This is a genomic window from Sphingomonas sp. TDK1, assembly GCF_001650735.1.
In the GTDB taxonomy this organism is placed as follows: domain Bacteria; phylum Pseudomonadota; class Alphaproteobacteria; order Sphingomonadales; family Sphingomonadaceae; genus Sphingomonas.
In genome coordinates, this window is the sequence record NZ_LXVY01000004.1 from 209801 (window position 1) to 231059 (window position 21259).

Here is a 21259-nt window from a genome sequence, read left to right on the forward strand (position 1 = left end):
TCAGCGCTCGAAGCGGACCCGGGCGACGACCGGATAATGGTCGCTCGGGTAGACCTCGCCGCGGTGCGTATCGATCGTCGCGATCCGCTCGACCGTGAAGCCGCGCGTCAGGATCCAGTCGATGCGGTTCTCGCCCTTGCCGGTGAAGCCGTGGAAGGTGAAGCCCGGGCCCTGATGGTCCGGACGCGCGAGCCAGGCATCCGCGAGCGTCGCGATCAGCGCCCGGTGCGCGCCCGAGCTGTCCACCGTGTTGAAGTCGCCGGTCAGGATCACCGGCAGGTCCTTGGGCCCCTCGGCGATCCGCGCCGCCAGCAGCTTGGCCGCCTGCTCCCGCGCGCCTTCATCCTGGTCGCGGTGCGGGAAATGGGTGTCGTAGAAGCGGAACTTGCGGCCGTCCTTGGTCTGGAAGGTCGCCCAGTTGACCATGCGCGGCAGGTCGGTCCCCCAGCTCATGCTGCCCGGCTTGTCGGGCGTATCGGAAAGCCAGAACTGGCCCTGCTCGACGATCTTGAGCCGGTCGCGCCGGTAGAAGATCCCCATATGCTCGTTGGCATGGCCGCCATAGCGGTCGGTGCCGAACCAGCTATACTGCGGCAGCGCCTTCACCACATCGTCGCCCTGTCGCTGGAACAGCTCCTGGGTGCCGATCAGGTCGGGGTCCGCCGCGCGGATCGTCGCGAAGGTGAGGTCGCGGCGCTTCTCCCACAGGTTGGCGCCGTCGTCCGAACTCGGCATGCGGATGTTGAGGCTCATCACCGTCAGTTCGGGCGCGCCCTGCGCCAGCGCCGGCACGCACGCCAGAATCGCGGCAAGCGCCGCCACCCAACCCCAAACACGCTGCATCAACCCGCTCCTTCGAGTGCCTTCTGGCGCCGGCGTTGCACCGAGCTGCCAATGCCCATCGCCTCGCGATATTTCGCGACCGTGCGACGGGCGATATCGAAGCCCTTCGCATTGAGCATTTCCACGAGCGTGTCGTCCGAAAGAATCTTCTTCGGGTCCTCGGCGGCGATCAGCGTTTTGATCGCGCTCTTCACCGCCTCGGCCGACACTGCCTCGCCGCCATCCGCCGACTGGATCGCGCTAGTGAAGAAATATTTCAGTTCGAAGAGGCCGCGCGCGCAGCTGAGATATTTGTTGCTGGTGACTCGGCTGACGGTCGATTCGTGCATCTCGATCGCGTCCGCTACCTGGCGCAGGGTCAGCGGGCGGAGGTGTGCTACGCCCTTGAGGAAGAAGCCTTCCTGCTGCTTCACAATCTCGCTGGCGACCTTGATGATGGTGCGCTGGCGCTGGTCGAGCGCCTTGACCAGCCAGTTGGCGCTGGCGAGCATGTCGGTCAGCCAGGCCTTGCTCGCCTTGTCCTGCTTGCCCCCCGACACCTCGGCATAATAGGCGCGGTTGACCAGCAACCGCGGCAAGGTCGCCGCGTTGATCTCCACTGCCCAACCAGCCCCCCGTCGCGCCACGAAGACGTCGGGCGTCACCGCCGGCACCGGATCGCCGCCATAGCGACAGCCGGGCTTTGGATCATAGCCGCGCAGCTCGCGGACCATGTCTGCAAGATCCTCGTCGTCGACATTGCAGATCCGGCGCAACCGGCCGAGGTCGCCCCGCGCGACCAGCTCCAGATTGTCGATCAGCCGAGCCATGCACGGATCATAGCGATCGGCTTCCTTGGCCTGGAGGGCCAGACATTCGGCAAGGTCGCGCGCGCCGACTCCAGTGGGATCAAAGGTCTGGATCACTGCCAGCACCGCCTCGACCCGGACGAGCGACACGCCCAGCCGCTCGGCGATCTCGCGTAGCGGCACGGTGAGATAGCCGCACTCGTCTATCTGGTCGATCAGGTGCTGGGCGATGAACAGATCAGGGCCCGCCACCGTCGCGCCCGCCTGGGCGAGCAGATGATCGGCAAGACTGAGATCGCCGGTTCCCAGATTGTCGAGATCGGGCCCGTCCTCCGCGCCGCCACCCCCGGTGCCGTTCAGACCAAGCCCGCCGTCCAGGCCGCCGATCAGGTCGCTGGCGGAATCATGATGGAACGCATCTGTGGCAAAGTCGACGTCGAGCGCGGCCTCGCCCGCCGCGTCGCCGCCGCCCAGGATTAATTCGCTGGCATCGGCGGGACCGTCGCGCGGCTCGAAGTCATCGCTGCTTTCGGCAGCCTCTGTCGGACCATCGTCACTGCCCTGCGCATCGAGCAGCGGATTGCGCTCAACCTCTTCCGCGATGAAGGTTTCGATTTCGAGGTTCGACAGCGCCAGCAGCTTGATCGCCTGCTGAAGCTGCGGCGTCATCACCAGCGATTGCGACTGGCGCAGATCGAGGCGAGGCGCGAGACTCATGGCATTTAGAGCGAGAAGCTTTCGCCGAGATACAGGCGGCGGACATTTTCGTCGCGCACCAGATCGTCGGGCGAACCGGCGAACAACACGCGGCCGTCATAGATGATGTAGCCGCGGTCGACGATTTCCAGCGTTTCGCGGACGTTATGATCGGTGATCAGCACGCCGATCCCGCGTTGCTTGAGCTGCTTCACCAGATCGCGAATATCGCTGATCGAAATCGGGTCGATGCCCGCGAAAGGCTCGTCGAGCAGGATGATCGTCGGGTTGGCGGCCAGCGCACGGGCGATCTCGGCCCGCCGCCGCTCGCCGCCCGACAGCGCCATCGCCGGCGAGGTCCGCAGACGGGTCAGGCCGAATTCATCCAGCAGTTCGTCGAGCCGCGCCTGACGAGCGTCGCGATCCGGCTCGGCCAGCTCGAGCACCGCGGCGATGTTCTTCTCAACGCTCAGCCCGCGGAAGATTGAAGTTTCCTGCGGCAGATAGCCCAAGCCCAGGATCGCGCGGCGGTACATGGGCAGACGGGTGATGTCCTCACCGTCCAGCATGATTCGGCCGCTGTCGGGCTTCACCAGGCCCATCACCGAATAAAAGCAGGTCGTCTTCCCCGCGCCGTTGGGTCCAAGCAGGCCGACGACCTCGCCCCGGCCGACCGAAACCGAAACGTCGGTCAACACTGTACGCTTGTCGTACGACTTCGCGATCGAGACGACGGCAAGCCCGCGATCGGGCAACGGCACGGGATCCGGCGCGGAGCTTTCGGGGGCGGCGATGGCGACGTCGGTCATGACGGCTCCTGCAATGAAAACGCTGGTTTGATCCCCGCCAGATGCGTGGTCGCTTGGCAGGGTTCCTGCATGATAACGCGCGGGAAGGAAAGACACTCCACGGCGCGCCGTGGCATTGCCCCGGCTTATTGCTTCGACGCGTCGCGATTGGGGACCGAGAAACGACCGGTCACGCGCCCGCCGGAATTCTGCGTCGCCGGCCCCGCCGCCGACCCGCCGAACGTAGCGCGGCTGGTGTCGAGATTGATCGTCAGCCGCGGACCGGCAGCATTGGCGACGTTCGAACCAGCCTGCTGCAGCGTGACGTTGCCGATCATCGTGATGATCCGACGATCGACATCATACACGGCATAGCTGGAACGCGCGGTCTGATTAGGACGGGTCACCGTCACGCCGCCGGTCGCATCAAGGCGCGAGGCCTGGGGCGAGCCGTTGAGCGCACTGCCGCTATAGGCCACCGTCACGCGCGCGGCGCGTAGCGTCATGTCGGCCTGCTTGATAACGACGTTGCCGCTCAGGATCGCACGGCTCGCCTTGTCGTCGAGCTGGATGTTCTTCGCATCGAAATCGATCGGGGCGTTCGAGTCGTGCCGGGCCTGTGCAGCCGCGGGAACGGCAGCGAGCAGCAGCGGCAGCCCGAGGGCGAGCGGAGCGAGAGCGCGGGTCATCAGGGCCTCCTTGCCGGCTTCGGCGTCATCCGCAAGTGCGCATTGCCTTCCAGCGAGATCAGTCTCTTGTCCAGATCGGCGCGCAGGCGATTGGCACGGAAGGTGCCGGTGGGCGTGTTGCCGGTCACCGCCCCGCCACTTTCGAGTAGCCTGGTCTTCAGATCGATCGTCGCGTCGTTGGTGTTGAGAACATAGCCGTCGGTCGTCTGGAAATGAATCGGCCCGTCGATCATCATCTGATCGGTATTGAGATTGTAGCGCCCGTGATTGGCGACCAGCGTGGCCGGCCCGTCGGTCAAGCTGAGCCGCGCATTGAGCTGGTTCAACTGTACGATCGGTTCGGCTGAGCTCTTCTGCACGGCAGATCCCGCATGCAGCTCGAACTGACGGCCCTTCGAATCCTCGCCGCGATAGTCCGCGGCGACGATCTTCAGCCGCTCGGGCGACATCGCAACCTTGTTCTTGTCGAGCACGAAGCTGACGTCGCCGCCCATGAACAGCGGCGCGCTGACCAGAAAGGCCGCCAGCGCGCCGATCAGGATCGGCAGCAGCACCAGCGCGATTCGCACGACACGATCGTGGTTGCTCCCGGGATGGGCCCAGGCTCGGTTCTGCGTGGTCAATCGGGCGGCGATCTCAGACATAGGCTCCCTTGTGGGGAGCCGAAACGGCCGAAGCAACCAGTCGATCCGCGCAATCAGGATTGGCCGCGCACTCACGCATGGGCGAAGATATCCACTTCAGGCCAGCCGGCAATGTCGAGCTCAGCGCGCCAGGGCAGGAAATCGAAACAGGCCTGCGCCATTTCCACACGGCCTTCGCGCTCGAGTCGCTTGTCGAGCTCGACCTTCATCGCATGGAGGAAGCGTACGTCCGAGGCGGCGTAGTCGCGCTGTGCATCGGACAGGTCCGGACCACCCCAGTCGGACGACTGTTGTTGCTTGGAAATCTCGGCACCGACCAACTCACGGGCGAGGTCCTTCAGGCCGTGGCGATCGGTATAGGTGCGCACCAGCCGCGAGGCGATCTTCGTGCAGTAGACCGGCCCGGCGGTAACGCCGAGATAGAAGCGAATCGCCGCCAGATCGAACCTGGCGAAGTGATAGAGCTTGAGCCGCTCCGGATCCGACAGCACGGCGCGCAAGTTGGGCGCGGCATAGTTGGACTGCGGCCCAAAGCGTACGAGATGCTCGTCGCCCGAGCCATCCGACAGCTGGACGAGGCAGAGCCGATCGCGCGGGGTGATCAGACCCATCGTTTCAGTGTCGACGGCGATGGAAGCTCCGGGGGCGAACACGCCCTCGGGCAGATCTTCTTCGTGGAAATGGACGGTCATCGCGTTCGCGTAGCGAGGTTGGCGACACACCTCAATGCCTAGCCGTGCCTGCACGCCTTTGCAATTACCGAGTCGACAGGTTAGAGGCGGACGCCGACGCACGTTTGGATCCAACCAAGCTGCGACCGACGCCTTACAGCTCTGCCCCGCTCCTCCCACCGTGGCGCTGCGGACACTTTCCTGCCGTAAAGTAGCCATTCGCGCGATTTTCGTTCGCGCGCCCGATTTTTTTGGAGTATGACATCGGGTGTGGCGCTACGTTAGCGCCGTAAGACCTGCGTTTTTCGTCCGGCGCTCGGTTTTGATTGGTAGTTTGAGGGCGAACCGGGAAGACGAACAGGGCATGAGTTTCGATAGAGGACGTCGCGGCGAGCGCGGTGGGCGCGGCAGGGACAAGCGCGATGGTTTCGGCGACGATAACTTCGGCGGCGGCGGCTTCGGCGGCGGCTTCGAAGATCGCGGCGGCTTTGGTGGTGGCGGTCGCGGCGGCTTCGGCGGCGGTGGCGGCTTCGGCGGCGGCGGCGGCGGTGGTTTCCGCAGCGGCGGCGGTGGCGGCTTCGGCGGCGGCGGCGGTGGCGGTGGTTTCCGTGGCGGCGGCGGCGGCGGCATGCCCCCCCAGGTCATCGGCGAAGGCACCGGTGTCGTTAAGTTCTTCAACGCGCAAAAGGGCTTTGGCTTCATCGTTCGCGATGACGGCGGCGAGGATGTGTTCGTGCACATTTCCGCAGTCGAGCAGGCTGGTCTGACGGCGCTGGCAGAGGGTCAGCCGCTCGGCTTCACCCTCGTCGATCGCGGCGGCCGCATCTCGGCGACCACGCTGAAGATCGATGGCGAGCCGATGGAAGTCGTCGAGCGCGCGCCCCGCGAGCAGGCGGCCGGCGGTTTCGGCGGCGGCGATCGCGGTGCGCCGCGTGGCGGGCCGCAGCGCCAGCTGACGGGCGAGAAGGCGACAGGCACGGTTAAGTTCTTCAACGCGATGAAGGGCTTTGGCTTCATCCAGCGCGATGACGGACAGCCTGATGCTTTCGTCCACATCTCGGCCGTAGAGCGCGCCGGCATGCCGACGCTCAACGAAGGCGACCGGCTTGAGTTCGAGCTCGAGGTCGATCGTCGCGGCAAGTACGCAGCGGTGAATCTCACGCCGCAGCAGTAATCCCGTCCGGGCTTGCACGAAATAAGAAGGCCGGGCGGCGACGTCCGGCCTTTTTCGTCAGGTGCCTTCGAGGGCACCTGCGCCTCGAGATCGCCTGTCAGGCCACGCTCCAGCGTGCGCGGGCAGAAGCCGCAACGGGTGGGCGGGCACACCACCGGACCGCGGCGTTCGCGCCGCTGCGAAATGAGCAGCCGAGACGGCAACTCCACGCGCTGCCATTCGAACGTGACATGACCGACCGTCTTGGAAAGCGCCATATTTGATCGCGTTCGTGCAAAGTTCATGCACCGCTATCACTATCGTTACAGCCCTGCGCGAATCGAGCCAGATCGTTGGCCCGCTCACCTGCACCTGCTCGGCGACACCGCACGCATCCAGCGAACCTTCGACCACCTCGGCGAGCTCGGCCTTTTCCCCATGTACGCGTGTTATGTGCGCGAGCCAGCGCCCCCAATCGGCCTTCAAACGCCAACTGCGCCGTCACCGGGTCCGGGTTGCGGCCGATCGTCTGGTGCGCGAGCGATTGGACCATGGAAAGCCTGTTCTTCACGCGAGGGTTGAGCTTGTCGATCAGCACCCTCTGACACCGCGTCGCCTCAACCAGCGCACGTTGCACGTCCCGTAACTCCGCCGAGTCGAAATAGTAGCAGATCACGCCCAGCCGGCCTTCCGGCAGCCGCGTGCGGCGCAGATCCCATTCATAACCCTCGACCTGCTCGATGTCGTTGCGGAGACGGACGAAATCGCACGACCGATAGGGATCGCCGCTCTCCAAGGTTTCGCGAAAGGTCTCGGCAATCTCTTCGCCACAGTCTCTGGCCAGAGGATCCGCATCGCGGCTTCGAAGGAGCGACTAATAACCGGGCGGACGTTGCGGGACGCGCCCTCCTGGCTGCGTTCGTTCATCGCCATGATCATCAGCCGATCGTCGACCACATAGATGCCGAACGGGCACTTGTTGATCAGCTCCAGGAAGATGTCGCTTTGTCTCGCCGTATGATCGGCGCCATTGCGGAGCCAGTCCCCTGGCGTATCGCTCCCAGCAGTCAGCTATAGCAGGGCATCCCCACCGCTGAGACCTTCAGACAGGGCGGGGGCGAAGCCAGAATGAATAGGCATATAATCCGCGGGTCAGATGGCCGGATGGCCAAGGCGGAGCATCCGGCGCGCTGCGATCAGCAGACCACTTCAACACCTTCGATTATTTCCCGCTGCTCGTCCAACTATCCTCATGCACCGCCGCCGGAGGAACAAGCACGTCAGGACATCATCCGCCGCAATCCCGCAATCGTATCCGCCTCTGCCGCCGGCTTGTCGGTACGAATCCGGGAGATACGAGGGAAGCGCATCGCCAGGCCCGATTTATGCCGCTTCGATTCGTGGATGGAATCGAACGCGACTTCCAGCACCAACGACTTGTCCGTCTCCCGCACGGGGCCGAAACGGTTGAGGGTGTGGGTGCGAACGTATCGATCGAGCCATTTCAGCTCCTCATCGGTAAAACCGAAATAGGCCTTGCCCACTGGCAGCAATTCGCCGGTCTCGGTCCAAGCGCCGAAGGTGAAGTCCGAATAGAAGCTGCTGCGTTTACCCGACCCGCGCTGCGCATACATCAGCACGCAATCGGCGATAAGCGGATCGCGCTTCCACTTGTACCACAGGCCTACCCTGCGCCCGGCGACATAGGGTGAATCGCGGTGCTTGAGCATCACCCCTTCGATCGCCGCATCACGCGCTCCGGCGCGTATCTCCTGCAGTGCAGCGAAATCCGCTGCTTCGATCACCGTCGAGAGATCGAAGTGTTTGGGATCGAGCCGCGGGACGAACGCCTCCAGCCGACCCCGACGCGCATGCCAGGCCAGCGCCCGCAGATCCTCATCGCCGTCAAAGAGGATATCATACAGGCGTACGAAGGCGGGGAACTCGGCAAGCGTCTTCGCGGAAACCAGCTTCCGACCCAACCGCTGCTGCAACGCATTGAAACTACCGGCCTCGCCACCCTGGACTTCACCTCGCACCAGCAATTCGCCATCAAGCACGCCGGGCGCATCGAAGGCCGCGGCAACTTCCGGGAAGCTGGGGGTGATGTCGTCGCCGGCGCGACTGTAAAGCCGAGTCTCACCCCCGGCGTGGACAAGCTGCACGCGGATGCCGTCCCATTTCCACTCCGCCGCATAATCCGCCAGATCGACCCGTGTAGACTCCAGCGGGTGCGCGAGCATGAACGGACGGAACACCGGCACATCCTCGACGCGCGGCTGCCCGGCACGCCCCTCCGCCCAGTCGAACAGGCGAGCATAGGGCGGGCGCAGCCCGTGCCACACCTCCTCCACCGCATCGACATCCAGCCCAAAGGCCTGCGCCAACGCCGTTTTCGCCAACCGTGCGGAAATACCGACGCGCAGCGCGCCGGTCGCGAGCTTGAGCAGCGCGTAGCGCTCGTCCGCCTCCAGCCGGTCCAGCATCCCGGCCAGCACCGCCGGCGCATCCGACCGCGAGAGCGCGGAGAGAGTCGAGACGACCTGCGACAGCGTCAGCGGCCCGCTTTCCGGCGGGGGCACCGCGGGCTCGGGCCAGAGCAAGGCGATGGTCTCCGCCGAGTCGCCGACAAAATCGCGACTCATCCCGTACAGGACGGGATCGACCCGCGCTTCGATCATCGCGCGGAGCAGCGCGGGCTTCACGGCCGGGAGATCGAGCCCACCGGTGAGCGCCGCCATTGCCCAGCCCCGGTCGGGATCGGGCGTGACACGCAGATACTCCCCGATCAGGCGAAGCTTGGCGTTGCGCGAACGGGTGTAGATCAGCCGGTCGAGAAGGTCGGCAAAAGCGCGCATGGTCAAATAGATGGGGCATCCCGGCGCGATACGCTAGGCCCCGGCGACGGTGCCTCCGCCCGGTGCCTTCGTCAGCACCCACGCGACGGCGGCGGCGGCGTGGATGGCGGTGGTATCGTACACCGGCACCGGACTGTCCTCGGGACCGATCAGCAGCATGATTTCGGTGCATCCGAGGATCACCGCCTCGGCGCCTGCTTCCGCGAGCCGCGCGAGGATCGCCCGATACGCCGCGCGCGAGGCCGGCAGCACCTGCCCTGCCACCAGTTCCTCATAGATGACGCGGTGCACGGTGCGGCGATCGGCCTCTTCCGGCACGATCACCTGCAATCCATGCTGCCGTGCCAGCCGATCCCGGTAGAAGGATTGCTCCATCGTGAAGGCGGTACCGAGCAGGCCCACCGTCCGAATCCCGTCGGCCTTGATTCGCTCGGCGGTGGGATCGGCGATGTGGAGCAGCGGGATCGACACCCCGGCCTCCACCGCGGCGGCGAGGCGATGCATCGTGTTGGTGCAGATCAGCACCCCCTCGGCACCCGCGGTCTCCAGCTGCCGGGCGGCATGCACCAGCCGTTCGGACAGACCTTCCCAATCGCCGCGATGCTGCAGCGCCTCGATCTCGGCAAAATCGAAGGACCAGAGCAGGCATCGCGCCGAGGCCGTCGGCCCAAGCGCGTCGCGCACCCCCTGGTTGAGGATACGATAATATTCCGCCGAGCTTTCCCAGCTCATCCCGCCAATCAAACCGATCATCCGCATGGCAGGAGGGTGGCACGTCGCGCGGCAGACTTCCATGCTGCCCTGCGACACGACAGGGGTTCGACAAAGCCCGACCTTGCCCTAGGAATCGCCGCATGAAGCGATTTCTCGTCCTGCTGCTCACACTGCTCCTCCTGCTCGGGGGCGTGGTCGCCTTCGGCCTGTTCACGGCGATGCGCGATCCGGTCGTCCATCGCATGACCGTGCACATGCGCGACTGGCCCGCCAACGCCGCGCCGATGCGGGTGGTGCTGATCAGCGATCTGCATGTCGCCGGGCCCGAAACACCGCCATCGCGACTCGCCCGCATCGTCGGGCAGGTGAACGCGCTGAAGCCCGACCTGGTGCTGATCGCCGGCGATGTCGAGCAGGAGCGGACGGTAACCACCCGCATCTACGACGCCGCCGAGGCGACCGCCCCGCTTGCCGGCCTGCGTGCGCGCTATGGCGTCCTCGCCGTGCTGGGCAATCACGACTATACCGATGCCGGCAAGACCGATCTCCCGCCCTGGCTGGCAAAAATGGGAATCACCGTCCTGCGCAACAGCGCGGTGCGGCGCGGTCCGCTGACCATCGCCGGCGCGGACGACCTGTATCACGGCAAATTCCAGGGCGATCGCCTGAATCGGGCGGCGCGCGCGCTCCCCGGTCCGACGGTGGTCCTGAGCCACACGCCCGACATCGCCCCCCTGCTCCCGAAACGCTATCCGCTGGTCCTGGCCGGCCACACCCATTGCGGCCAGATCGCACCGCCCTGGATCGGCCCGATCACGGCATCGTCCCGCTATGGCCTGCGATTCGTCTGCGGACTGATTCGGGAACCCGGCCGCGACGTGATCGTGACCGGGGGAATCGGCACCAGCGGCGTGCCCCTGCGAATCGGCGCCGTGCCCGATTTCTGGCTTCTCACCTTCGATCGCGCGCGACGCTGAGGATTCGCAAAGCTGCCGCATTTCGCACCTAGCCTCCACCTTCGGGCGCGTGCCGCGCTCGTTCAGGGAGAGCCTTTCCGATGAAGCTTCTTGTCGCCGGCGTGATCGCCGCCGCCGTGCTGAGCCCCGCTGCGATGGCGCAGCAGACCCCGGCGCCCCCCGCCGCGCCCGCCGCCGCGCCGGCCGCCACCAAGTTCAGCCTCGATACGCCGATCGAGACGCTGTTGGCCGACGAAAAGGCCAAGGCGGTGCTCGATACCGATATTCCTGGGCTGTCGTCGCATCCGGCGCTCGACCAGTTCAAGGCGATGAGCCTCAAGGCCGTGCAACCCTTCTCGCAGGGCGCGCTGACGGACGAGGTGCTGAAAAAGGTCGAAACCGACCTCGCCGCCCTCAAGTAAGCGGCGAAAGGCCGGCGTGCGCGAGGCGCGCGCGCCGGCCGAAACCGCTCAGCCCTTGCGGCTGGCCTCGAACAGGAACCACGCGCGCTCTTCCGCCTGGTCGGTCCATTCGTCGACGATGCCGCTGGTGGCATTGTCCTTCGCCTCTTCGGCGGCTTCCTTGACGGCGCGGAAGCTCTCCACCAGCTTCAGATTGTCGTCGCGCAGCTCGGCAAGCATGTCGCCGGGCGCCACGAACTCCGCGTCATTGTCCGAAATCGTCTGGCGGCGGGCGACGTCGCCGATCGACCGCAACGTGGTGTTGCCGGTCTTGCGGACGCGCTCGGCGATCGCATCGGTCACGCCCAGGATCTGCGCCGCCTGATCGTCGAGCAGCAGGTGGTAATCGCGGAAATGCGGGCCCGAGACGTGCCAGTGGAAATTCTTGGTCTTGAGGTACAGCGTGAAGCAGTCCGCCAGCGCACTGTTCAGGGCATCGGCAACGCTCTTCGTGTCGTTGCGGTTGAGATCGGTCGGCGTCGCGAGTGCGGGATTTTCGGCCATGGGTTTTCCTCCTGAGGCGGTCGATTCGTTGCCCTAACGATCGGGATATAGGGTCCGGTTCCGCCTTGGAAACAGCCATACCCATGGATTATCCCGATCAGGCTGATCGATAGCCGGTGCGCTTCGGCACGACCTTCAGGCGCCAACACACTTGACTTTCACCGACGATTCGCGCATCCGCTCCCCCCTGTCAGCGGTGTGCCCATGGCGCGCCGCTCTTTTCTTTTCGCACGAATCAAGGGTTCCGGGTCATGGCAAAGCCGACCACCGTAAAGATCAAGCTCGTCAGCACGGCGGATACGGGCTTCTTCTATGTCACCAAGAAGAATCCGCGCACCCAGACCGAGAAGCTGAGCTTCCGCAAGTATGATCCGGTCGTGCGCAAGCATGTCGACTTCAAGGAAGCGAAGATCAAGTAACGTCGCCGGGCGCGCCACGCCGCGCCCGCACCGTTCGATCTTACCGCGCCGGATCCTTGCTGGGGTCCGGCGTTTTCGCTGCATCCGCCGCCGGATCCTCGATCGCGGCCATCAGCTTTTCGACCTGGTCGACGAATCGCGCCAGCGAGATCGGCTTGGCGACATAGGAGCGCGCGCCGGCGGCGCGAATCCGCTCCTCATCCTCGTGGCTGGAATAGGCGGTGACCGCCATGATCGGGATGCGGCCCAGCACCGGGTCCGTCTGCATCTGGCCGATCAGCTCGAAGCCCGTGACGTGCGGCAACTGCACGTCCATGATCACCAGATGCGGCCGAAAGCGACGCGCGGCAGGCACGGCCTCGCGCCCGTCTCGCACCGGCTCCGCTTCATAGCCGTGTGCGCGCAACAGGTCGCAGAACAGCTTCAGGTTCAATTCGTTGTCCTCGACAACGAGCACTCTTTTTGGCACGCGCTACCCCTACTCTGCGGGGGTGGTGTTAGGCGATGGCGGGCGCGGTGACAAATGCCGAAACGGTGGCCTTGCAGGCGTTGGTCTGGATACTCGGCGAGCCCGGCCGCGCCGCGCGGCTGCTGGACCTGACCGGGCTGGACCCCGCCACGCTGCGGGCCCGCGCCGGCGAACCCGCGCTGCTCGCCGCCGCGATCGGCTTTCTCGAATCCTACGAGCCCGACCTGATCGCCTGCGCCGATGCGCTCGATCTTTCCCCCGCCGCGCTGGTCGATGCGCGCCGACAGCTGGAACGCCCATGAAACCCCTGCTCATCACCGATTGCGATGAAGTCCTGCTCCACATGGTCCGGCATTTCGGCGAATGGCTGGGCGAAACCCAGGACATCGACTTCGCGCTGAACGGCAGCGCCTTCGAAGGATCGATGCGCCGCCGCGGCGACGGCAGCACGCTGGAAGGCGAGGAGATGTGGGCCCTGCTCGACGGCTTCTTCCCCGCCGAAATGGAACGCCAGACGCTGGTGCCGCATGCGCGCGAGGTGCTGGGAAGCATCGCCGAAGTGGCGGATATCGTCGTCCTCACCAACCTGCAGGATCATTGCCGCGACCACCGCATCACCCAGCTGGCCAACCACGGCATCGTCCATCGCGTCGAATGCAACCAGGGCGGCAAGGGCGCGCCGGTGGCGAAGCTGGTCGCGGAACATGGCGCGCCGGTCACCGTGTTCGTCGACGATCTGGCGGTGCATCATGAATCGGTCGCCAAGCACGCGCCGGACGTGTTCCGGCTGCACATGGTCGCGGAGCCCAGTCTGGCGCCGAAGGTGCCCCCCGCCCCGCACGCCCATGCCCGCATCGACGACTGGCGCGACGCCGAGGCGTGGATCCTGGAACGCTTCGCGCAGGGCTGACGGGGCCTTGACCCGTCCCGTGCCCGGTGGTTGGGTCGGGACATGACCACTGCCATCGATCGCAAGCTCGCCGAGCTTGGCCTCGCCCTGCCCGAGGCCGCCGCTCCCGTCGCCGCCTATGTTCCGGTTGTCGAAGCCGGCGGGCTGCTCCATGTCTCCGGCCAGCTGCCGTTCAAGGACGGCGCGCTGATGACCGGGCGCCTCGGCGAGGATCGCGACATCGCGTTCGGCACCGAGGCAGCGCAGCGTTGCGGCCTGATGCTGGTCGCGCAGATCAAGAAGGCGCTGGACGGCGACCTGTCGCGCGTGAAGCGCGTCGTGAAGCTGGGCGTGTTCGTGAACTCCACCGCGGACTTCATCGATCAGCCCAAGGTCGCCAATGGCGCCTCGGAGCTGATGCAGGCGCTGTTCGGCGAGGCCGGCCGCCATGCCCGCAGCGCGGTGGGCGTCGCCGCCCTGCCGCTGGGTGCCGCCGTCGAAGTCGACGCGATCGTCGAACTCGCCTGATTTTTCCGCCGCTTCCTCGGTCGAAGAACGGCCGATGAAGCGGCATGCCTGTGGCTGCCCAGCAACACTCCGAAACAAACCATACAGAGACAAAGCATAAACTATTGTGCGCTAGCGCCCGGTTCGGGCAATCTTTTGTTGCAGATTGGAAGTCGCCGGGCCGCAGAGCTCCTAGGTAGGTGATGCCGATCGCAGCAGATGAGGGACCCTTTAGTTTCTAAAGAAAGGGATTCCATGCGCTTCTCCTCGATCACCCTCGGCGCGCTCCTGCTCGCCACGACCGCTCCCGCGTTGGCGCAAGAGACGGCTCCGGCACCGGCAATCACGCTGAACGGCACCGCCACGGTGATCAGCGACTACAAGTTCCGCGGCATCTCCCAGACCGACGGCAATTTCGCGGTGCAGGGCGGTCTGACGATCAGCCATGCATCGGGCTTCTACGTCTCGGCCTGGGGCTCCTCGATCGACGATTATGTCACGACGCACGGCACCGCGCACCAGGAGCTCGATCTGATCGCGGGCTTCAAGCACAGCTTCAAGAACGGCGTGACGCTTGATGTCGGCGCGCTCTATTATGTCTACCCGGGCACCCGCCCCGGCTTCACTACGCCCAGCGTCGACAAGAGCTCCTCGGACTTCATCGAGCCCTATGCCTCGGTTTCCTACGCGATCGGACCGGTGACGGCGAAAGCGACGGTGAACTATGCGCCGAAGCAGAAGGCGCTGTCGCTCGACCAGGGTCAGAGCGGCTCGCTCAAAAACGAGGACAATGTCTATCTCGCCGGCGACGTGTCCGCCGCGATTCCCAAGACCCCGTTCAGCCTGACCGGCCACCTCGGCCACAGCTTCGGGCCGAGCTGGCTCGTTCCGGCCCAGCGCAAGGAATATACCGACTGGGCAGTGGGCGGCGCCGTTACCTGGAAGAACCTGACGCTCGGCGTTTCCTATGTCGGCACCGACGTGAAGTTCATCACGCCGACCGGCAAGGATGCCGCCAAGGGCAGCGTGCTGGGATCCATCGGCGTCAGCTTCTGATCGAACGCCCTCGGGCGGGGGCGCGGGAGCGGCTTGGGAGCCGCTCCCGCTAGCCGCGCCGGGCGGTCCGGAAACCTGCTGCCAACGAAAAAGCGCCGGCCCGCGTGATGCGGACCGGCGCTTTTTCGTTGCCTTGCGGCCGGCAGGATTATTGCGGCGTCTTCACGCTGGCGTCCTTGTTATCGCCCTGGGGCGACTTGAGGATGTCCTGGGTGGTAGTGCCCTTGTCGACCACGGTGGTCGACGGGCTGCCGGCATTGCTGCGGACGCCGGCATCGGCGCTGGCGGCGCCTGCCTGGTCGAGCGTCGCGGTTTCCGCCGGGCTGCGCGCCGCGGTGCCGCCGAACAGCGCCTCAAGTGCCTGATCGGACGGATTGGTATCCTGCGGGCGGGCCGCACCCGGCTGGGGCGGGCGCAGCGAGAAGTCGGGCGGGATCACCAGCGGCGCCTGGCGGGCCACGGCGAACTCGTCGGGACGCGCGCGGTCATAGCCCCGCTTGCCGCACGCCGAGAGCGAGGCCACACAGGCCAGGCCGGTCGCGACGAGAATAAGCTTACGCATTGAATTTCTTCTCCACAGGGGCAGGCGACTTGGGGTTCTTGTCGCGAACGAGCAGGGCACGGAGCAGCAGGATCACCACGCCGATGGTAATCGCCGCATCGGCCACGTTGAAGACCAAAAAGGGGCGCCACTCGCCGAAATGCAGATCGGCGAAATCGACGACATAGCCGAGGCGCGAACGATCGAGGATGTTGCCGCACGCCCCGCCCAGCACCAGGCCGAGCGCGACGACGTCGCCGGTCTTCTTCTCGCGCAGCATCCACACCAGCACGCCGATCGCGATGCACGCGGTCATCAGCACCAGCAGCCAGCGCATCGTCGGGCTGTTGGCCGAGAGCAAGCCCAGCGACACGCCGATATTCTTGACGAAGCGCAGGTCGAAGAACGGCGCGAGCGTCATCGAATCATTCTGCACCACCAGCCCGAGCGGGCCGGTGACGATATACTTGGTCAGCTGGTCGAGCACGAACACGGCGAGCGCCGCGGCGAAGCCATAGAGGCGAACCTGCTTCATCACGACACCACCCCCGCGCAACGATCGCACAATGCCCCATCCTGCGTCACTTCGGGAAGATGGCGCCAGCACCGGCCGCATTTGTGGCGATCGGTGGGCGTGACCGTGACATCGGCACCGGATTCGACCTTCGCGACGATGAACAGCTCGGTCAGCTCCTCGGCTGGCATCGGCAGGCTCGGCACCGTCACTTCGGCCTCGAGGCTGGAGCGGACCTTCTTCTCGCGGCGATAGGGCTCGATCGCCTCGGTCACCGTCTGGCGCAGTGCGCGAATCGCGGTCCAGTCATGCTCGACCGTGGCGCCTTCCGGCAGCACCGGCCATTCGAGCTCGTGGACCGATCCGTCCTCGCTCGGATAGCGGCTCTGCCACACCTCCTCGGCGGTGAAGGCAAGGATCGGCGCGGCATAGCGGACCAGCGCGTGGAACAGCAGGTCCAGCACGGTGCGATAGGCGCGGCGCTTGGGATCGCGCTCCGCGTCGCAATAGAGGCAGTCCTTACGGATATCGAAGAAGAAGGCCGAGAGGTCCTCGTTCATGAAATCGCCGAGCGCGCGCGCATAGCGGTTGAACTCGAACGCCTCCGCCGCCGAGCGCAGCTCCGCGTCGAGCGCCGCCAGCTTGTGGAGCACATAGCGCTCCAGCTCGGGCATGTCGGCGACCGCGACCTTCTCGGCCTCGCCGAACCCGTCGAGCGCGCCGAGCAGATAGCGGAAGGTGTTGCGGATCTTGCGATAGGCGTCGCCGGTGCCGGCCAGCACTTCCTTGCCGATGCGGACGTCGTCGAAATAGTCGGTCTGCGCGACCCAGAGGCGCAGGATGTCCGCGCCGCTCTCGCCGATGATCTTCAGCGGATCGACGACGTTGCCGAGCGACTTGGACATCTTCTTGCCCTGCCCGTCGAGCGCGAAGCCATGGGTGAGCACCGCGTCATAGGGCGCCCGGCCGCGCGTGCCGGCGGACTCCAGCAGCGACGACTGGAACCAGCCGCGATGCTGGTCCGAGCCTTCGAGATAGAGGTTGGCGCGCACGCCCTCGCCATAGCGCGCCTCGATCACGAAGCTGTGGGTCGAGCCGCTGTCGAACCACACGTCGAGAATGTCGGTGACGACCTCATAGTCCTCGGCCCGATAGTCGGGGCCGAGCAGCGCCTGGTGGTCGGCCTGGTACCAGGCATCGGCCCCGCCGGCGCGGAAGGCGTCGAGGATGCGGGCGTTGACTTGCCCGTCGCGGAGATAGTCGCCGGTCGCGCGGTTGACGTAGAGCGCGATCGGCACGCCCCAAGCGCGCTGGCGGCTGATCACCCAGTCCGGGCGCCCCTCCACCATCGCGCGGATGCGGTTGATCGAGCGCTCGGGCACCCAGCGGGTGCGTTCGATGGAATCGAGCGCGATGGCGCGGAGGGTTGGGGCGTTGCCACCACTCTTAAGCCCCTCCCCTTCAGGGGAGGGGTTGGGGTGGGGGATGCCAGAACGTTCGTTGGTCTCGGTGAGACTCTGCCCCACCCCAAACCCCTCCCCTGAAGGGGAGGGGCTTAGTGCAGGCTTATCCATCGGGATGAACCACTGCGGGGTCGCCCGGAAGATGATCTTCGCCTTGCTCCGCCAGCTGTGCGGATAGCTGTGCTGGAAGTCGTCCGAAGCGGCGAGCAGGGCCCCTGCGGCGCGCAGGTCCGAACAGATCGGCCCTTCGGCGCTCACGAACTTCTTGTTGATCACCGATCCCTGGCCGCCCAGCCACAGCCAGTCGGCGCGGTACATGCCCGCGCCGTCGACCGCGAACACCGGATCGATGCCGTGTGCCTTGCACAGCAGGAAGTCGTCCTCGCCGTGGTCGGGTGCCATATGGACGAGGCCGGTACCCGCATCGGTGGTGACGAAGTCGCCGGGCAGGAACGGCCGCGGCTTGGCGAAGAACCCGCCGAGCGCATGCATCGGGTGACGCGCGACGGCACCGGCGAGGTCGGAGCCCTTGCCACTCCAAAGTCCGACATCGACCGCTTGAGCGCCAGGCCAATAGGCGTTCAACCGCCGATTAAATTCCGCCTTCAAGACGGGATCATCCGCTATTACCACGACAAAGTCGCGATTGTTGAATGCGGCCACACTCGGATGCGCGAAAACGTCTACGCCAGGGTTTGCATCGACCGAGGCAGTGATCTTGTAAGCCCGATAAGCGATCTCCGGCCCATACGCCAAAGCTTGGTTCACCGGGATCGTCCACGGCGTCGTCGTCCAGATCACCGCATGCGCGCCGACCAGCTCGGGGGCGTTGGGCGCCTCGACAATCTCGAACGCCACGTCGATCTGCGTCGACACGATGTCCTCATATTCGACCTCGGCCTCGGCCAGCGCGGTCTTTTCGACCGGGGACCACATCACCGGCTTGGCGCCGCGATAGAGCTGGCCGCTCTCGGCGAACTTCAAGAGCTCGCCGGCGATCCGCGCCTCGGCGTCGAACTTCATGGTGAGATAGGGATCGTCCCAGTCGCCCAGGATGCCGAGCCGCTCGAACTGGCCGCGCTGCACCGCCACCCACTTTTCCGCATAGGCGCGGCATTCGGCGCGGAAGGCGACGGGGTCGACTTCGTCCTTGTTGAGCTTCTTGGCGCGGTACGCTTCCTCGACCTTCCACTCGATCGGCAGGCCGTGGCAGTCCCAGCCGGGGACGTAGGGCGCGTCCTTGCCCATCAGGCTCTGCGAGCGGACGACGATGTCCTTCAGGATCTTGTTGAGCGCATGGCCCATATGGATGTCGCCATTGGCGTAGGGCGGGCCGTCGTGCAGCAGGAAGCGCTCGCGGCCGGCGCGGGCCTCGCGAAGCTTCTGATAGAGCCTGATCTTCGCCCAGCGCTCGAGAATGGCGGGCTCCTTGGCAGCAAGGCCGGCCTTCATCGGAAAATCGGTCTTCGGCAGGAAGACGGTGTCGCGCCAGTCGCGCTGGGTGTCGGTTGCGTCAGTCATGGGTCGCGCGGGATTAGCCGGTGTGCGCGGGGAAGTCATCACCTGCTTGTGCACTTAAGCCCCTCCTCCTGGGAGGAGGGGTTGGGGGTGGAGGGATTCCAGAACATCGGTTGGTCTCGGTGAGACACTGCCCCACCCCAACCCCTCCCCTGAAGGGGAGGGGCTTAAGAGTGCGCTATTCGTGCGCCCCGTTCGGCTTGGGTGTCACCGCCCTGGCGTGCGCGCCGGACTTGCAGGCGCGGATCGTCTCCGGCTCGGGCCGCTCGCCGCGCGCCTCGAACACCGCCATGTATCCGCCCGCCGAGGGCATCGGCAGCATCGAGACCTGGGCATAGCCCACCGCCGCGAACTCGCATTTGAGCAGCGCGGGCGGGGTGCCGTGATTCTCGGTGGCGCGATCGGCGTCGACCACCACCACCTGCCCGCCCGGCGCCAGCGACGGCCGCAGCCGCCACAGGAATTCGTAGGGCGATTCGATCTCGTGGTACATGTGCACCATCAGCACGCGATCGAAGCTGTTCTCCGGCAGCCGCGGATCGGCGGGCAGGCCGAGGCGCACGCTGACATTGTCGAGCTTCTCGCGCACCACGCGGGTGGCGAGCGCGCTGATATAATCGGGGACGATGTCCTCGGCGACCACCCGCCCCTTGGCGCCGACGCGCTGGCCGAGGCGGATCGTGTAATAGCCCTCGCCCGCGCCGATATCGGCGACGGTCATGCCAGGCTTGATGCCCGCCAGGTCCATCACCTTGCCGGCCTCGTTCAGCCGATCGCGCTCTTCCTCGCTCGACCAGCGCGACGAGACGATCGTCGCCACCGGCCGGTCCGCCGCCGGGAAGCCAGAATTGGCCGGATCATGGCGCTCGTTGCGCACCGCCCGCGGACTGCCGTCGCACGCCGCCAGCAGCAGCGTCACGCCGAGCAGCAGGGGCCGCGCGCGCAAGCTCAATCGACATCCTCCACCGCGACGGCCTCGCCCGTCACGCGCTGTGCTAGCGCGGCGGCCATGAAGCTGTCGAGGTCGCCGTCGAGCACGTCGCTCGGCGCGGTGGAGGTGACGCCGGTACGCAGGTCCTTCACCAGCTGGTACGGCTGGAGGACATAGGAGCGGATCTGGTGGCCCCAGCCGATATCGGTCTTGGTCGCGTTCTGCGCGTCGGCCACCGCTTCGCGCTCGGCCAGCTCGCGCTCGTAGAGGCGGGCGCGGAGCTGGTTGAAGGCCTCGGCGCGGTTCTTGTGCTGCGAACGCTGGTTCTGGCACTGCACGACGATGCCGGTCGGCAAGTGGGTGATGCGCACCGCCGAATCGGTGGTGTTGATGTGCTGCCCGCCCGCGCCCGAGGCGCGATAGGTGTCGATGCGCAGCTCGCTTTCGTTGATCTCGATCTCGATATTGTCGTCGATCACCGGATAGACCCAGACCGAGGCGAAGCTGGTCTGTCGGCGCGCGTTCGAATCGAACGGGCTGATGCGGACGAGGCGGTGCACGCCGCTCTCGGTCTTGGCATAGCCGTACGCGTTCTCGCCCTTGAACAGCAGGGTCGCGGACTTGATGCCCGCCTGTTCGCCGGCGTGATAGTCGACCAGCTCGACCTTGTAGCCGTGGCGCTCGGCCCAGCGCGTGTACATGCGCTGGAGCATTTCGGCCCAGTCGTTCGATTCGGTGCCGCCGGCGCCTGCGTTGATCTCGACATAGGTGTCGTTGGGATCGGCCTCGCCCGACAGCAGCGCCTTGACCTTGTCGGCATCGGAACGCTCGGCGAGTGCACGCAGGCTCTCGGTGCCGTCGACCGCCATTTCCTCGTCGCCCTCGGCCTCGGCCATCTCGATCAGCTCGACCGTGTCGCTCAGCTCGCTCTCGATCGCGCGGGTGGCGCTGATCGATTCGTCGAGGCGGCGACGCTCGCGCATCACGTCCTGCGCCTTCTTGGCGTCGTTCCACAGCGTCGGATCCTCGACGCGCGCGTTCAGCTCGTCGAGGCGGCGCAGCGCGCGGTCCCAGTCGAGCGAGCGGCGCAGCAGCGCGAGGGCCGCGTTGATCTTGTCGACATATGCCTGCGCTTCAGCGCGCATGTTCCAAACCTTCCGAAGTATCCGCCGGCCGCATCCCAGACG

General features: G+C 65.9%; 24 protein-coding genes. 8 read left to right on the forward strand and 16 right to left on the reverse strand.

Going from position 1 to position 21259, the window contains the following annotated elements; translation table 11 throughout:
* From A7X12_RS04490 to A7X12_RS04515, 6 genes are all read right to left on the reverse strand, one after another.
* Positions 1-843 carry an endonuclease/exonuclease/phosphatase family protein gene (locus A7X12_RS04490; protein WP_064310441.1) on the reverse strand — a complete coding sequence of 281 codons (843 nt, stop codon included), beginning with the start codon at positions 841-843 and terminating at the stop codon, positions 1-3.
* Entirely contained in the window at positions 843-2348 is a 1506-nt protein-coding gene (rpoN, locus tag A7X12_RS04495) for an RNA polymerase factor sigma-54 (RefSeq protein ID WP_064310442.1), read from the reverse strand. Before rpoN ends, A7X12_RS04490 begins: the two co-directional genes overlap by 1 nt.
* 5 nt (positions 2349-2353) lie before the next feature.
* The gene (lptB, locus tag A7X12_RS04500) at positions 2354-3136 is read right to left on the reverse strand and encodes an LPS export ABC transporter ATP-binding protein (RefSeq protein WP_064310443.1); all 783 of its coding nucleotides are present in this window, start codon (positions 3134-3136) and stop codon (positions 2354-2356) included.
* Positions 3137-3261: 125 nt separating this feature from the next.
* A complete protein-coding gene (locus A7X12_RS04505) occupies positions 3262-3804 on the reverse strand; it encodes an LptA/OstA family protein (RefSeq protein ID WP_064310444.1) in 543 nt (180 codons plus the stop codon).
* Positions 3804-4448 carry an LPS export ABC transporter periplasmic protein LptC gene (gene lptC / locus A7X12_RS04510; protein ID WP_064310445.1) on the reverse strand — a complete coding sequence of 215 codons (645 nt, stop codon included), beginning with the start codon at positions 4446-4448 and terminating at the stop codon, positions 3804-3806. The genes A7X12_RS04505 and lptC overlap by 1 nt, the downstream gene beginning before the upstream one ends.
* Positions 4449-4519: 71 nt before the next feature.
* Positions 4520-5140: a ribonuclease D gene (locus A7X12_RS04515; RefSeq protein WP_064310446.1), complete on the reverse strand. Its 621-nt coding sequence runs from the start codon at positions 5138-5140 to the stop codon at positions 4520-4522.
* Positions 5141-5483: 343 nt separating this feature from the next.
* Here A7X12_RS04515 and A7X12_RS26565 point away from each other — a divergent pair, with 343 nt between their 5' ends.
* Positions 5484-6293, forward strand: coding sequence for a cold-shock protein (locus tag A7X12_RS26565; protein WP_064310447.1), 810 nt, complete (start codon positions 5484-5486; stop codon positions 6291-6293).
* A 280-nt stretch (positions 6294-6573) separates the two neighbouring features.
* On the opposite strand, the gene A7X12_RS24950 is transcribed toward A7X12_RS26565, so the two are convergent.
* The 3 genes from A7X12_RS24950 to A7X12_RS04530 form a co-directional block, all read right to left on the reverse strand.
* The gene (locus A7X12_RS24950; RefSeq protein WP_084445076.1) at positions 6574-7068 is read right to left on the reverse strand and encodes an HWE histidine kinase domain-containing protein; all 495 of its coding nucleotides are present in this window, start codon (positions 7066-7068) and stop codon (positions 6574-6576) included.
* 484 nt (positions 7069-7552) lie between these two features.
* Positions 7553-9130, reverse strand: a complete 1578-nt coding sequence (locus A7X12_RS04525) for a cisplatin damage response ATP-dependent DNA ligase (protein ID WP_064310448.1) — start codon at positions 9128-9130, stop codon at positions 7553-7555.
* A gap of 33 nt (positions 9131-9163) precedes the next feature.
* Complete coding sequence (locus A7X12_RS04530) at positions 9164-9889, reverse strand: aspartate/glutamate racemase family protein (RefSeq protein ID WP_064310449.1); 726 nt, start codon at positions 9887-9889, stop codon at positions 9164-9166.
* Between the two features lie 95 nt (positions 9890-9984).
* On the opposite strand from A7X12_RS04530, the gene A7X12_RS04535 reads away from it, so the two are divergent.
* Positions 9985-10821 carry a metallophosphoesterase gene (locus A7X12_RS04535; protein WP_064310450.1) on the forward strand — a complete coding sequence of 279 codons (837 nt, stop codon included), beginning with the start codon at positions 9985-9987 and terminating at the stop codon, positions 10819-10821.
* Between the two features lie 80 nt (positions 10822-10901).
* Positions 10902-11222, forward strand: coding sequence for a hypothetical protein (locus A7X12_RS04540; RefSeq protein ID WP_064310451.1), 321 nt, complete (start codon positions 10902-10904; stop codon positions 11220-11222).
* A 48-nt stretch (positions 11223-11270) separates the two neighbouring features.
* On the opposite strand, the gene A7X12_RS04545 is transcribed toward A7X12_RS04540, so the two are convergent.
* Positions 11271-11765 carry a Dps family protein gene (locus tag A7X12_RS04545; RefSeq protein ID WP_064310452.1) on the reverse strand — a complete coding sequence of 165 codons (495 nt, stop codon included), beginning with the start codon at positions 11763-11765 and terminating at the stop codon, positions 11271-11273.
* Positions 11766-12016: 251 nt separating this feature from the next.
* On the opposite strand from A7X12_RS04545, the gene rpmG reads away from it, so the two are divergent.
* Positions 12017-12184: a 50S ribosomal protein L33 gene (gene rpmG / locus A7X12_RS04550; RefSeq protein ID WP_010125625.1), complete on the forward strand. Its 168-nt coding sequence runs from the start codon at positions 12017-12019 to the stop codon at positions 12182-12184.
* A gap of 40 nt (positions 12185-12224) precedes the next feature.
* Here the strand turns inward: rpmG and A7X12_RS04555 are convergent, their stop codons facing one another.
* Entirely contained in the window at positions 12225-12653 is a 429-nt protein-coding gene (locus A7X12_RS04555; protein WP_084445078.1) for a response regulator, read from the reverse strand.
* 47 nt (positions 12654-12700) lie between these two features.
* Here A7X12_RS04555 and A7X12_RS04560 point away from each other — a divergent pair, with 47 nt between their 5' ends.
* The 4 genes from A7X12_RS04560 (at position 12701) to A7X12_RS04575 (ending at position 15105) form a co-directional block, all read left to right on the forward strand.
* A complete protein-coding gene (locus tag A7X12_RS04560) occupies positions 12701-12955 on the forward strand; it encodes a DUF3572 domain-containing protein (RefSeq protein WP_443029288.1) in 255 nt (84 codons plus the stop codon).
* Entirely contained in the window at positions 12952-13563 is a 612-nt protein-coding gene (locus tag A7X12_RS04565; protein ID WP_064310454.1) for a hypothetical protein, read from the forward strand. The genes A7X12_RS04560 and A7X12_RS04565 overlap by 4 nt, the downstream gene beginning before the upstream one ends.
* Positions 13564-13605: 42 nt before the next feature.
* Entirely contained in the window at positions 13606-14070 is a 465-nt protein-coding gene (locus tag A7X12_RS04570) for a RidA family protein (protein ID WP_064310455.1), read from the forward strand.
* Positions 14071-14304: 234 nt separating this feature from the next.
* Entirely contained in the window at positions 14305-15105 is an 801-nt protein-coding gene (locus tag A7X12_RS04575) for a TorF family putative porin (protein WP_064310456.1), read from the forward strand.
* Between the two features lie 148 nt (positions 15106-15253).
* On the opposite strand, the gene A7X12_RS04580 is transcribed toward A7X12_RS04575, so the two are convergent.
* From A7X12_RS04580 to prfB, 5 genes are all read right to left on the reverse strand, one after another.
* A complete protein-coding gene (locus A7X12_RS04580) occupies positions 15254-15667 on the reverse strand; it encodes a DUF3035 domain-containing protein (protein ID WP_064310457.1) in 414 nt (137 codons plus the stop codon).
* Complete coding sequence (lspA, locus tag A7X12_RS04585; protein ID WP_064310458.1) at positions 15660-16181, reverse strand: signal peptidase II; 522 nt, start codon at positions 16179-16181, stop codon at positions 15660-15662. The genes A7X12_RS04580 and lspA overlap by 8 nt, the downstream gene beginning before the upstream one ends.
* Entirely contained in the window at positions 16181-19144 is a 2964-nt protein-coding gene (gene ileS / locus A7X12_RS04590) for an isoleucine--tRNA ligase (RefSeq protein WP_064310459.1), read from the reverse strand. The genes lspA and ileS overlap by 1 nt, the downstream gene beginning before the upstream one ends.
* Before the next feature lie 175 nt (positions 19145-19319).
* Positions 19320-20087 carry a class I SAM-dependent methyltransferase gene (locus A7X12_RS04595; RefSeq protein ID WP_064310460.1) on the reverse strand — a complete coding sequence of 256 codons (768 nt, stop codon included), beginning with the start codon at positions 20085-20087 and terminating at the stop codon, positions 19320-19322.
* 2 nt (positions 20088-20089) lie between these two features.
* Positions 20090-21217 (reverse strand): peptide chain release factor 2, encoded by a 1128-nt coding sequence (gene prfB, locus A7X12_RS04600; protein ID WP_064310461.1) that lies wholly within the window; start codon positions 21215-21217, stop codon positions 20090-20092.
* Positions 21218-21259 lie beyond the last annotated feature (42 nt).

What these genes read in the sequence shown, in the direction of transcription:
- A7X12_RS04565 (WP_064310454.1), top strand. Translation starts at nt 12,952, where the DNA reads ATGAAACCCCTGCTCATCACCGATTGCGATGAAGTCCTGCTCCACATG.
- A7X12_RS04545 (WP_064310452.1), bottom strand. Translation starts at nt 11,765, where the DNA reads ATGGCCGAAAATCCCGCACTCGCGACGCCGACCGATCTCAACCGCAAC.
- A7X12_RS04575 (WP_064310456.1), top strand. Translation starts at nt 14,305, where the DNA reads ATGCGCTTCTCCTCGATCACCCTCGGCGCGCTCCTGCTCGCCACGACC.
- rpoN (WP_064310442.1), bottom strand. Translation starts at nt 2,348, where the DNA reads ATGAGTCTCGCGCCTCGCCTCGATCTGCGCCAGTCGCAATCGCTGGTG.
- A7X12_RS04515 (WP_064310446.1), bottom strand. Translation starts at nt 5,140, where the DNA reads ATGACCGTCCATTTCCACGAAGAAGATCTGCCCGAGGGCGTGTTCGCC.
- lspA (WP_064310458.1), bottom strand. Translation starts at nt 16,181, where the DNA reads ATGAAGCAGGTTCGCCTCTATGGCTTCGCCGCGGCGCTCGCCGTGTTC.
- lptC (WP_064310445.1), bottom strand. Translation starts at nt 4,448, where the DNA reads ATGTCTGAGATCGCCGCCCGATTGACCACGCAGAACCGAGCCTGGGCC.
- A7X12_RS04505 (WP_064310444.1), bottom strand. Translation starts at nt 3,804, where the DNA reads ATGACCCGCGCTCTCGCTCCGCTCGCCCTCGGGCTGCCGCTGCTGCTC.
- ileS (WP_064310459.1), bottom strand. Translation starts at nt 19,144, where the DNA reads ATGACTGACGCAACCGACACCCAGCGCGACTGGCGCGACACCGTCTTC.
- A7X12_RS04570 (WP_064310455.1), top strand. Translation starts at nt 13,606, where the DNA reads ATGACCACTGCCATCGATCGCAAGCTCGCCGAGCTTGGCCTCGCCCTG.
- A7X12_RS04580 (WP_064310457.1), bottom strand. Translation starts at nt 15,667, where the DNA reads ATGCGTAAGCTTATTCTCGTCGCGACCGGCCTGGCCTGTGTGGCCTCG.
- lptB (WP_064310443.1), bottom strand. Translation starts at nt 3,136, where the DNA reads ATGACCGACGTCGCCATCGCCGCCCCCGAAAGCTCCGCGCCGGATCCC.
- A7X12_RS04525 (WP_064310448.1), bottom strand. Translation starts at nt 9,130, where the DNA reads ATGCGCGCTTTTGCCGACCTTCTCGACCGGCTGATCTACACCCGTTCG.
- A7X12_RS04490 (WP_064310441.1), bottom strand. Translation starts at nt 843, where the DNA reads ATGCAGCGTGTTTGGGGTTGGGTGGCGGCGCTTGCCGCGATTCTGGCG.
- A7X12_RS04535 (WP_064310450.1), top strand. Translation starts at nt 9,985, where the DNA reads ATGAAGCGATTTCTCGTCCTGCTGCTCACACTGCTCCTCCTGCTCGGG.
- A7X12_RS26565 (WP_064310447.1), top strand. Translation starts at nt 5,484, where the DNA reads ATGAGTTTCGATAGAGGACGTCGCGGCGAGCGCGGTGGGCGCGGCAGG.
- prfB (WP_064310461.1), bottom strand. Translation starts at nt 21,217, where the DNA reads ATGCGCGCTGAAGCGCAGGCATATGTCGACAAGATCAACGCGGCCCTC.
- A7X12_RS04540 (WP_064310451.1), top strand. Translation starts at nt 10,902, where the DNA reads ATGAAGCTTCTTGTCGCCGGCGTGATCGCCGCCGCCGTGCTGAGCCCC.
- A7X12_RS04530 (WP_064310449.1), bottom strand. Translation starts at nt 9,889, where the DNA reads ATGCGGATGATCGGTTTGATTGGCGGGATGAGCTGGGAAAGCTCGGCG.
- rpmG (WP_010125625.1), top strand. Translation starts at nt 12,017, where the DNA reads ATGGCAAAGCCGACCACCGTAAAGATCAAGCTCGTCAGCACGGCGGAT.